Origin of the sequence: Paenibacillus sp. HJGM_3 (genome assembly GCF_045062745.1) — a bacterium.
GTDB lineage: Bacteria > Bacillota > Bacilli > Paenibacillales > NBRC-103111 > Paenibacillus_AA.
In genome coordinates, this window is record NZ_JBJGED010000012.1 from 181,462 (window position 1) to 192,718 (window position 11,257).

General features: G+C 57.1%; 12 protein-coding genes. 9 read left to right on the top strand and 3 right to left on the bottom strand.

What is annotated here, in order from left to right:
* From rpmA to obgE, 3 genes are all read left to right on the top strand, one after another.
* The gene (gene rpmA, locus ACI5FR_RS15570; RefSeq protein ID WP_405455777.1) at positions 1-312 is read left to right on the top strand and encodes a 50S ribosomal protein L27; all 312 of its coding nucleotides are present in this window, start codon (positions 1-3) and stop codon (positions 310-312) included.
* A gap of 143 nt (positions 313-455) precedes the next feature.
* Entirely contained in the window at positions 456-1,079 is a 624-nt protein-coding gene (locus ACI5FR_RS15575; protein WP_405455779.1) for a Spo0B domain-containing protein, read from the top strand.
* A 10-nt stretch (positions 1,080-1,089) separates the two neighbouring features.
* The gene (gene obgE / locus ACI5FR_RS15580) at positions 1,090-2,391 is read left to right on the top strand and encodes a GTPase ObgE (protein WP_405455781.1); all 1,302 of its coding nucleotides are present in this window, start codon (positions 1,090-1,092) and stop codon (positions 2,389-2,391) included.
* A 56-nt stretch (positions 2,392-2,447) separates the two neighbouring features.
* On the opposite strand, the gene ACI5FR_RS15585 is transcribed toward obgE, so the two are convergent.
* From ACI5FR_RS15585 to ACI5FR_RS15595, 3 genes are all read right to left on the bottom strand, one after another.
* Positions 2,448-2,897: a hypothetical protein gene (locus ACI5FR_RS15585; RefSeq protein ID WP_405455783.1), complete on the bottom strand. Its 450-nt coding sequence runs from the start codon at positions 2,895-2,897 to the stop codon at positions 2,448-2,450.
* 74 nt (positions 2,898-2,971) lie between these two features.
* Positions 2,972-3,994: a DUF3231 family protein gene (locus ACI5FR_RS15590; RefSeq protein ID WP_405455785.1), complete on the bottom strand. Its 1,023-nt coding sequence runs from the start codon at positions 3,992-3,994 to the stop codon at positions 2,972-2,974.
* 103 nt (positions 3,995-4,097) lie between these two features.
* Positions 4,098-4,598, bottom strand: a complete 501-nt coding sequence (locus ACI5FR_RS15595; protein WP_405455787.1) for an NUDIX domain-containing protein — start codon at positions 4,596-4,598, stop codon at positions 4,098-4,100.
* A gap of 402 nt (positions 4,599-5,000) precedes the next feature.
* Here ACI5FR_RS15595 and ACI5FR_RS15600 point away from each other — a divergent pair, with 402 nt between their 5' ends.
* The 6 genes from ACI5FR_RS15600 to ACI5FR_RS15625 form a co-directional block, all read left to right on the top strand.
* A complete protein-coding gene (locus tag ACI5FR_RS15600) occupies positions 5,001-5,450 on the top strand; it encodes an ACT domain-containing protein (RefSeq protein ID WP_405455808.1) in 450 nt (149 codons plus the stop codon).
* Positions 5,451-5,507: 57 nt separating this feature from the next.
* Positions 5,508-6,794: a homoserine dehydrogenase gene (locus ACI5FR_RS15605; protein ID WP_405455789.1), complete on the top strand. Its 1,287-nt coding sequence runs from the start codon at positions 5,508-5,510 to the stop codon at positions 6,792-6,794.
* A gap of 85 nt (positions 6,795-6,879) precedes the next feature.
* Positions 6,880-7,950 carry a threonine synthase gene (gene thrC / locus ACI5FR_RS15610; protein ID WP_405455792.1) on the top strand — a complete coding sequence of 357 codons (1,071 nt, stop codon included), beginning with the start codon at positions 6,880-6,882 and terminating at the stop codon, positions 7,948-7,950.
* On the top strand, positions 7,947-8,948 hold the full coding sequence (thrB, locus tag ACI5FR_RS15615; RefSeq protein WP_405455795.1) for a homoserine kinase: 1,002 nt from the start codon (positions 7,947-7,949) through the stop codon (positions 8,946-8,948). The genes thrC and thrB overlap by 4 nt, the downstream gene beginning before the upstream one ends.
* A gap of 15 nt (positions 8,949-8,963) precedes the next feature.
* Positions 8,964-9,824, top strand: a complete 861-nt coding sequence (gene pheA / locus ACI5FR_RS15620; protein WP_405455797.1) for a prephenate dehydratase — start codon at positions 8,964-8,966, stop codon at positions 9,822-9,824.
* 177 nt (positions 9,825-10,001) lie between these two features.
* Positions 10,002-11,257 (top strand): LysM peptidoglycan-binding domain-containing protein (locus tag ACI5FR_RS15625; protein WP_405455799.1); only part of this gene is annotated, 1,256 nt, incomplete at its 3' end.

Consider the following 11,257-nt stretch of genomic DNA (forward strand, 5'->3'; position numbering starts at 1 on the left):
ATGTTGAAATTAAACCTGCAGTTATTCGCCTCGAAAAAAGGGGTAGGTTCCACGAAGAACGGCCGCGACAGCATTGCTAAGCGCTTGGGCGTGAAGCGTGCGGACGGTCAGACGGTAACGGCCGGCAGCATCCTGGTCCGCCAACGCGGCACCAAGATTCATCCGGGCAACAATGTGGGCATCGGTTCGGACGACACGCTGTTCGCGAAAGTGGAAGGCGTAGTGAAGTTCGAGCGTTGGGGACGCGATCGCAAAAAAGTGAGCGTGTACCCTGTGGATGCCGCTCCCGTTGCGGCAGCTGTGGAAGCTTAATCGAGAGACCACCGAGAACCCCGGCTTAGGCTGGGGTTTTTTGCTTGATCGATACTTTGTTATTCGGCTGTGAAACAAAGTCACTTCATGCGCAAGGATATGCTATACTGGAAGGAAGTTCAAGGAACGGAGAAGATTTCAGAATGGATCTGAATGAAGAAGCCTATTCCGCGGATCACATCCTCCAGCGGGCGCTGCAGCAGAAGGACGAGCAGTGGCTGAGCGTAATCAGCCATCTCCGGCACGACTGGATGAACGACATCCAGGTGCTCTACGGCTACATGAGGCTGAACAAATATGATAAGTTAGCCGCATTTATGGAAACAATAAAGCAAAAGGCGGCGAAGGAAAGCTCGGTCGCCAAGCTCGGCGTCACGAAGCTGGTTGTCTACCTGCAAATGTTCCGCATTCAGTGTCCTCAGATTTTACTGGAGGTGGACATCGAGCAGGAGCTGCAGCTCACGGAGCTGCCCGTCCCGTCCGAGCGGGTGGCGGACGCCGCGATTGCCGTCCTGGACGGCTTCATCCGTCATACATACGAAGCCTCGAATGGAGAACCGCAGGGATTGCAACTGGAGTGGACCGTTCAGGACGAGGAGCTCGTGCTGATCTTCGATTACCGCGGCGGGTACCGGGAAGCCGAGCTGAACGATACGCTGCGCCAGGCTGTGTCCATGAACGGATCGGGGCCGCAGTGGCAGCTAGAGACCGAATTTGAACCGCAATGGGCGGCGATCACCGTTCGGGTGCCGTTCGTTCGCGAGTGAGGGGAACATCATGTTTTTAGATAAAGCGAAGATTTATGTAAAAGGCGGCGACGGAGGCGACGGCATCGTAGCGTTCCGGCGCGAGCTGTATGTGCCGATGGGCGGGCCGGCCGGAGGCGATGGAGGCGACGGAGGCGACGTGATCTTCCGCGTCGACGAAGGGCTTCGGACGCTGATCGACTTCCGCTACCAGAAGCATTTCAAGGCGACCCGCGGCGAGAAGGGCCGCAACAAAAGCCAGAACGGGGCGAACGCCGACGACATGATCGTCCGCGTGCCGCCGGGAACGGTCGTCATCGACGACGACACGCAAGCGATTATCGCCGACCTCGTCCGTCACGGGCAGGAAGTAATCGTCGCCAAGGGCGGCCGGGGCGGCAGGGGCAACATCCGCTTCGCGACGTCGAACAATCCGGCGCCGGAGATCGCCGAGAACGGCGAGGAAGGCGAAGAGCGCTGGATCGTGCTAGAGCTCAAGGTGATGGCGGATGTCGGCCTCGTCGGCTTTCCGAGCGTCGGCAAATCTACGCTCTTGTCTGTCGTGTCGGCGGCGCAGCCGAAGATCGGCGCTTACCATTTTACGACCATTACGCCGAACTTGGGGGTCGTGGACGTAGGGGACGGCCGCAGCTTCGTCATGGCCGACTTGCCCGGCCTCATCGAGGGCGCGCATGAAGGCGTCGGGCTCGGGCACGAGTTCCTTCGGCATGTGGAGCGGACCCGGCTCATTCTGCACGTCGTCGATATGGCAGGCACGGAAGGTCGCGACCCGTACGAGGACTGGCTGCTCATCAACGAGGAGCTGCGCCTCTACAACGAGAAGCTCGCCGACCGGCCGCAAATCGTAATTGCCAACAAGATGGATCTCCCGGACGCCGAGCCTTACCTGGAGATGTTCAAGCAGCGGCTCGCGGAGGACGGCCGCGAGGTCGAGATTATGCCGATCTCCGCGGTCACGAAGAAGGGTGTGCAGGAGGTGCTGTACCGGGCGGCCGATGTGCTCGCCACCATCCCGGAGACGCCGCTCGTGGAAGAAATCGCCGATCTGTCGGAGCGCAAAATCTACAAGCTCTCGGAAGACGAGGACCGCGAATTCACGATTCGCCGCGAGAACAATACGTTCATCGTCGAGAGCCCGGGTATCGAGAAGATGATCAAGCGAATGAATTTGAATTCATACGAGGCCGTCTTGCGGCTCGCGCGGGTGCTGCGCAAGCTCGGCATCGACAACGCGCTGCGCAAGAAGGGGGCCGAAGACGGCCATCTCGTCCGGATCGGCGATTACGAGTTTGAGTTCGTGGAGCATGAGTAAACATGAGTAAAAACGAAAGGACCGTCCATACCCGGACGGTCCTTTTTTAAAGCCGATTACTTGGCGGAAATCCTCTTCCATAATGCGTGTTTAATAAGGATCCCCAAACCTATTCCAACGATTGCGCCCAGAATACCTAACCATACGGCTCCGAATAATCCGCGTGAGTAAATCACGCCAATCGTTCCGAAGTAGGCTCCAGAGACAAAAGGAACAGCGGAATAAGGTTTAAGTGTACTCGCTGCATCTTTGTAGGCGTCCCACATGGCGAACATATAAATACACGGATAAAACATCAGCCATCCGTAATTCGTTAGGGCAATGGCTTCCTTAATGTTGCCGCGGAAACTTGAGATAATCACTTCATTCAAATTGGATTGGATGTTTATCAAAAATTCCAAGCTAATAAACAACAATCCTTTCCAAAACTTGCCGTTCAGAATTTGTCCAAATCCCGGTAAAGCAATGCTCCATAGAAGGTGCTCAAATTGTTCATCTGACTTCATTGCTACACCACAATCATTTATTTGGATTGATGATCAGGTCCTTCTCGTTCCGTCTCTCGGGCAGGCATCTCCACCTACGCTTTTACTAAAGCTTCTCGATCCGCAGCTTGGGGTGCTTGTTCCAACCAGCCATGATCAATCATTATATTCGCACAATCCTCGACGTAATTGCCTATTTCCAATAGAAGTCGTCCATATAAGGCGGCTAAATCATGTCTTGCGGAGAAGGATAGACCATTTGCGTAAGTTCGGACTCTCATTGAAAACATATCCAGCTTATGAGACAGCATGATTTTATCGGAAAATGGAGAAATGGTGGAAGTTGTTACTAAAGGATCCATAATGGTGCGCGATGTCAAATTATCTTCTTGAAGCAATTCACTGAAGATCGTGAAATGTTTGGCGGCAAGTTCTTTTCCTCTTACAAAAAAAGCTTTAACTTGATCTAATTTGGCTACTTGACTGAAGCCGATTAAAATAGCTTTGCTTGTGGCGAGATTCTCAATGTTGTCGAACAGATGAGTGATCTCCATAGCCTGCAGCGGCCTTACATCTCCGAATAAGCCGTTCAGATAGCTTTGCTTTTGGACAAAATCCACTTGGCTCGGATACGGGATATAGGAGGCTTCTTCAATAATACCCTTTGCAATCATTAAATCGTTGACTTGATTAATTAATTGGATGGTGGAGTTGAGACAATCGGTAAAAAATGTTCGTAGATCCGACCTAACCATCAAAGGAAGAGCGATTCCATAGATACTTATTCCAGCCTTGCTTGTATATCTCAAATAATGAAGATAAAATTCGTCTACGAACAACCTGGGCGCCTGTAGATTCACATCTTCTTCCGTGTATCCGACGGGGATGGGGTATTTTTCCCGGGTATAAATATCCTTGATATTGTTCACCAATTGTTGGGCCAACCCAAGCGCATCTTCCAGGACTTTCTTGATTTGCCCGTCTTCTACATGATGAAGCATATAACTCAAGACACATGTGGCCATTGAATTTCCCATGTAGGTTGCCCAAAGTTTTCCTTGCTCAGCCGAGTTTAATATTTTTGTTGCCTGAACGTTGCTCCCGGATTCAGTCTCCATTTGATCCTCCATGTATAGTGATTTTACTTATTTATTCGACCCCCGCCCGCAAACTATTCATGAGTGTTCTAGACCAAATCATACCACCGTACCGGAAAGTTAATTAATAGTTCGGATCGGTTAGCGGCGTCCAAACGACAACGCGGGCGTCCGCCGCTTCGTCGCGGATCGCGGTGCCCATCCAGACATGCTTGTCATGCCGATGGGCCGCGTAGTGCTTCAGCATCTCTTCGAAAATATAGGGCAGCGGGCGTTGAAGCATCTCTCGGACCGGAATCCAATGGAGCTCCCCTTCATCGGTCGCATGGCAATCGCGTCGGGCGACGTGGCCGGTATAAATGAACTGTTGGCGGAACTCACCCTTGTTGTTGCGCAGCAGGATGTACCGCAGCCGCAGATCATGTATCTCGTGAGCGTCGAAGCCCGTTTCCTCATAAATTTCCCGCAAGCAGGCCCTCATCGGATACGCGAGCTCGTCTGGCTCGACATGGCCCCCGACCGCCGCCCACAGCCCCGGGTTCAGCGTACGCTTCTCCGACCGCTTCATCATCAGCAGATCCTCTCCGTTAAACAGCAATGCGGCCGCAATCAGTCGCAGCTCCATATAGTCCCCTCCCGATATCGCCTGATTCGCGAGTATTATGGCACACCGGCGGGGAACTAGTCCAGGAGGGAAAAGCGATTTGCAAAATTGCCTCTTGCCGCCGTCCGGTTGATCCATTATAATGTCCACTATATGCAAACAAAAGTCTCTTACGGGAGGACGGTGATGAGGATGGGCATGAAGTCTACAGGCGATCGTGTAGCCGGTACAGGCGAATCGGCGGACGCTACGACCGACGGCACGACGGATGGCACGACCGGCGGCACAACTGACGGCACAACTGACAGCACAACGGTTGGCGCAACAGACGTCGCACAACCAGCCACGCGGGACCGTACGGCACGCAGCAGCGGATCGATCGCCACGGGAACCGGAACCGTCTCATCCCCGGCTTCGATCCGCATGGACGAAGCGAAGTCCGAACGCTATTATCTAGTACGGGAGGACATCCTGCCGGAGGCGCTCGTGAAGACGATTCAAGCGAAGGAGATGCTGGCGGCCGGGGAAGCGAAGACGGTGCACGAAGCCGCCGACCGCGCCGGGTTAAGCCGAAGCGCCTTCTATAAGTACAAGGACGGCATCCATCCGCTGAGCAAGCTGGATCGCGAGCGCATCGTCACGATCTCCATGGATTTGCTGCACCGTTCGGGCATCCTGTCCAAGGTGCTGGCGGTCATCGCGGGGCTCGACGGCAACGTGCTCACGATCCACCAGACGATCCCGCTGCAAGGCAAAGCGAACGTAGTCCTATCCGTGGAAACGTCCAATATGGGCGACAACGTGGTGCGGCTGCTCGACGCGATTCGCGGCCAAGACGGCGTCGCTCGAGCGACGGTGATTGGGCAAGGCTAGGCAGCGAAAAAGACGAAGATCAAGCAAGATTTCACACATATCGGGAGGAATGGCAATATGAAACCAGTCAAAGTCGGCCTTATGGGCATGGGGACCGTCGGAACCGGCGTGATCCGCCTCGTGGAAGGCTATCAGGAGGACCTGCAAAAGCAAGTGGGGTCTCCGATTCTGATCGAACGCGTGCTCGTACAGGATCGCAGCAAGGCGCGCCGTTACAACATCGAATCCGAGAAGCTGACGGATAATGCGTGGGACATCATCAACGACCCGGAGATCGACGTAGTTGTCGAGGTGATGGGCGGGATCGAGACGACCAAGGAATTCATCCTCGCGGCGCTGGAACGGGGCAAGCACGTAGTAACGGCGAATAAGGACTTGATGGCGCTGCACGGGACGGAGATTCTCGCCAAGGCGGCTCAGAAAAGCTGCGACGTGTACTACGAAGCGAGCGTAGGCGGCGGCATTCCGATCATCCGTACGCTCATCGAAGGCTTCTCCTCCGACCGGATCACGAAGATCATGGGGATCGTGAACGGGACGACCAACTACATCTTGACCAAAATGAGCCAAGAAGGCGCCTCCTACGAGGAAGTGCTCAAGGAAGCGCAGCAGCTCGGCTATGCGGAGGCGGACCCGACATCCGACGTGGAAGGCTTGGACGCCGCCCGCAAAATGGCGATTCTCGGCACGCTCGGCTTCCGCGCCAACATGGAGTTGGCGGATGTGCAAGTGAAGGGCATCAGCCGTGTGTCGAAGGAAGACATCCTGTACGGCCAGCGGCTAGGCTACGAGATCAAGCTGCTCGGCATCGCGGAGCGCCAGGACGACCTGATCAGCATCAGCGTTCAGCCGACGATGATCAAAAAGACGCATCCGCTCGCGACGGTGAACGGTGTGTTCAATGCGGTCTACGTCCATGGCGAAGCGGTGGGCGAGACGATGTTCTACGGGCGCGGCGCCGGCGAGATGCCGACGGCCACTTCCGTGGTCGCGGACTTGGTCGCGGTCGTCAAAAACTTGAAGCTTGGCGTGAACGGCCAGCGCGTCTTCGTGCCTTATAAGGAAAAGAAGCTGAAGACCGACGAGCAAATCGCTTCCAAATATTATATCCTGCTGCATGTAGCGGACAAAGCGGGCGTGCTCGCCAAGATTACCCAAGTGTTCGCCGAACACGAAGTGAGCCTCGAGTCGGTCGTCCAGCAGCCGAATGCGACGCATGCGGACGCGGAGATCATCATCATTACGCACGATGCCAACAAAGCGAGCATGGGCAAAGTATTGGCGAGCTTCGAGTCGCTGGACGTCATCTATGAAATCAAGAGCGTCTATCGAGTGGAAGGCTAGCACTCGGCCCGGCAGCCGGAGACCCGCCGCATTTATTCCTGAGCACGACCATCTTACGCGATAAAGAAAAAGGAGCCAGACGTCAATGAGATACATGGGACTATTGCATAAATACAAAGATTTTCTTCCGGTGAATGAACAAACGCCTTTAATCACGCTGCACGAGGGGAATACGCCGCTCGTTCGCGCCGAGAAGCTCTCCGACGAGCTTGGGCTCGATCTTTATTTTAAATATGAAGGCTTGAATCCTACGGGATCGTTCAAGGACCGCGGCATGGTGATGGCCGTGGCCAAGGCGATGGAGGAAGGCAGCCGCACGATCATGTGCGCCTCGACGGGGAATACGTCCGCGGCGGCCGCCGCTTACGCCGCACGCGGCAACCTGAACTGCATCGTGCTCATCCCGAACAACAACATAGCCCTCGGCAAGCTTGCGCAAGCGATCATCTACGGGGCGAAGGTCATCGCTATAGAAGGCAATTTCGACCGCGCGCTCGAGATCGTCCGCGACATTACCGACAAGCATCCGATTACACTGGTGAACTCGGTCAACCCGTACCGGCTGGAAGGGCAAAAGACGGCGGCCTTCGAGGTCGTCGAGCAATTGGGCGGGGCGCCGGACTACCTGGCAATCCCGGTCGGCAATGCCGGCAACATCTCGGCGTACTGGAAAGGGTTCAAGGAATTTTACGCGGCCGGCCGCTCGGGCACGCTGCCGAAGATGATCGGCTTCGAAGCGGAGGGGGCCGCCGCCATCGTACAGGGCGCTCCGATCGCCAATCCGGAGACGGTCGCCACGGCGATCCGCATCGGCAACCCGGCTAGCTGGGACTTGGCGGTGAACGCGGCGAAGGAATCGGAAGGCCAGATCAACTTCGTCACGGACGACGAGATCCTACATGCCTACCGGGCGATCGCGTCCAAGGAAGGCATCTTCGCGGAGCCGGGCTCGGCTGCCTCGATCGCCGGGGTCATGAAGCTGAAGCGCGAAGGATACTTCCGCGGCGGAGAGAAGGTCGTCTGCGTCCTGACCGGCCACGGGCTGAAGGACCCGAACATCGCCATCAAGTCGGTCGGCGGCGATCTGCTCGTCGTGCAAGACAACGAAGCGGCCGTCATGGAGGCGATCCGCAAGCTGGAGGACCAGCAGCAATGAGCGCCGGGCGACGCGTCTACGTCAAAATTCCGGCCAGTACCGCCAACCTGGGGCCGGGCTTCGACTCGCTCGGCATGGCGCTGAACCTGTACGCCTGGATCGAGATGGCGATCGCGGACAAGACGACGATCCGCCTGTACGGCGAGCAGATGGAAGGCATCCCTACGGACAAGTCGAACCTCGTGTACAAGGTGGCGCAGCAAGTGTTCGAGGCGGCGGGCGTGGACCATCCGGAGCTGGATATCGCGATGTACAGCGACATTCCGCTGACCCGCGGACTCGGCAGCAGCGCCTCGGCGATCGTCGGAGCACTCGTCGCGGCGAATGCCGTGATCGGCCGGCCGCTGTCCGACGACCGGCTGTTCCAGATGGCGTCCGCGCTCGAGAAGCACCCCGACAACGTAGGAGCCTCGCTCTTCGGCGGGATCATCGCCGCGTTCTGGGACGGGACGCGCGCCGAGCAGCTGCGCATCGAGCCGGAGGACCGGCTCGAGGTGCTCGTCGCGATCCCGCAGTTCCAGCTGGCGACGGAGAAGGCGCGCCATGTGCTGCCGACGTCGATCGCCATGCAGGACGCCGTCTTCAACGTCGGCCACAGCTCGCTGCTCGTAGCGGCGCTGTCGCTCGGCCGCTACGACATGATCCGGCACGCGATGCGGGATGCGCTGCATCAGCCGTACCGGGCGCCGCTCATTCCCGGGATGAGCGACATCCTGGAGCACGCCGTCGATCACGGCGCGCTGGGTGTGGCCTTGAGCGGCGCCGGCCCGACGCTGCTCGCGCTCGTCGACGGGGAGCAGCTGGACGCTGCCGGCAAGGCGCAGCTCGAGCGCTTCCTGCTCGACACGCTGCAGGGCGAAGGAATCGCGGCCGAGACGCTCTGGCTCCGGCCCTGCCTGCAAGGCGCGCAGGTGTTGACAGGGTTCGATCCGTTGTGTACGCTTATCGAAAACATCAACGCCCATCACCCGCACCGGACCGTGCGGATCATGGGATAAAGGAGACGTTCGCGCGTGAAACGGATCGCCTTTCTTGGACCTGCGGGCACGGTCACCCAAGAGTCCACCCGTCATTTTTTCGCGGCGCAGCAAGTGGAGTACGTGCCGTTCACATTAATCTCCGAAGTGTATGCCGCGACCTTGTCCGGCGACACCGACTTCAGCGTCATCCCGATCGAGAATACGATCGAGGGATCGGTGAAGCTGCACATCGACACGCTCGTCGAAGGCGGCGAGCTGAATATTCAGGCGGAGTGGATCTATCCGTCCGTCCAGAACTTGATCGGCCGGCGGACGGCCGGCTCGGCCGGATTGTCGGGCATCCGCAAGATCGTCTCCATCGACGTGGCGATCGCCCAATGCCGGCAGTTCCTGAAGGCGGAGCTGCCCGACGTCGGCTACCAGTACGTGAGCAGCACGGCGGAAGGAGTCCGTCTCGTCCGGCAGTCCGACGACCCGTCGCTCGCTGCGATCGGCACGAAGCTGTCGGCGGAGCTGTACGGGCTAGACCTGCTAGCGGAGAATATCACCGACCATGATAACAACTATACCCGCTTCGTTCTCGTAGGCCGGGAGAAGCCGGTGCTGAAGCCGACGGAGCAGCAGAAGACGACCATCCTCGTCACTCTGCCGGAGGATTACCCGGGGGCGCTGCATCAGGTGCTGTCCGCCTTCGCCTGGCGGAGGATCAATCTGTCGAAGATCGAGTCGCGGCCGACGAAGAAGAAGCTGGGCAATTATTATTTCTATATCGATATCGAAGCGTCCATGGACTCGGTGCTGCTGCCGGCGGCGCTGGCTGAGATCGAGGCGATCGGCTGTCAAGTGCGGCTGCTGGGCTCGTACCCCAGCTACGGGTACACGAGCGGCGAATAGATGGGCAAGCGAACCTCCGGTTCATCCGATTTATCGGGTGAAGCCGGAGGTTTTTTTGTCGAAATCCCGTTTTTCTCGTCAATAGGCATCCGTTACTTTTTTTCCCCGAGATGATGTCAAATGCCCATATGCTGCATAGACTGTATTGTCATTCTGAAGATGCAGGAGGTTTAGGCATTGAAAATTCATATTGTGAAAAAAGGCGACACGATGTACGACATTGCCAAGAAGTACAACGTGGAATTGCAGAAACTGATCGATTTCAACAAGCAGATCACAGACCCGGACCAAATCGAAGTGGGCATGAAAATCCGTATCCCTACGACTCCCGTACCGGTAGCGCCGCCGGTCGGCGAGATTGTGCACAAGCACACCGTCGTACAAGGGGATACGCTGTGGAAGCTGTCCCAAGCTTGGGGGGTGCCGCTAAAGGCGGTTATCGACGCCAACCCGCATTTGAAGAACCCGAATATACTTATGACCGGAGACACTGTCTATATTCCCAAAGCGAAAGCAAGCACGCAGCAAGTGCCCGTGAGCGGTCACATGATGAGCAACAAGAAGCTCACCGCTCCGATCGTGGAGAACCCGCCACCGGCTCCCGCTCCGGAAGTAAAGCCTGCGGAGGAAGTAAAGCCTGTGGAGGAAGTAAAGCCTGTGGAAGTGAGCAAGCCCAAGTTGGAGCAGCCTACCGAGCAGCAAATGCCTTTCCCGAAAATGCCGGCGGTGCAAGCTCCTGTGCAAGCGCCCGTGCAGGCTGCAGTCAAGGCCGCCGAGGAAGCGCCTAAGCCGGTAAAGCAGGAGGAAGTCAAACCGATCGCGAAAGCCGAGCAGAAGCCGATCGCGAAGGCGGTGGAGAAAGCAGCGGAGAATGTGGCTCAGAAAGCAGTCGAGAATGTAGCGCAGAAGGCGGTGGAGAAGGCGGTGGAGAAAGCGGTGGAGAAAGCGCAAACGAAGCCAATGACGATGGAGGCCCCAAAAGCGGCCGTCAGCCCGGCAACGAAAAAATCGAATTCGCCCATGTATCAAGGCATGGCGATGGAACCGGCCAACCCATGGGGCACCCTTGCCGTTGAACCGTTCATGCAGCAGCATATTCCGGCCGTCGAAGCTTCTTCCGGTATGGTATCGCCATACAGCCATATGCCGGTGGGGCCATACAGCCATCAGCCGATGATATCGCCGTTCAGCAACGAATCGATGGTGTCACCGTACAGCAATGCGCCGATGGTGTCACCGTACAGCAACGCACCGATGGTATCGCCTGCAAGTATGAACGCACCGATGGTGTCGCCTTACAGCAATGCGCCGATGGTATCGCCGGCGAGCATGAATGCGCCGATGGTATCGCCGGCAAGCATGAATGCGCCGATGGTATCGCCGGCGAGCATGAATGCGCCGATGGTATCGCCGGCAAGCATGAATGCGCCGAT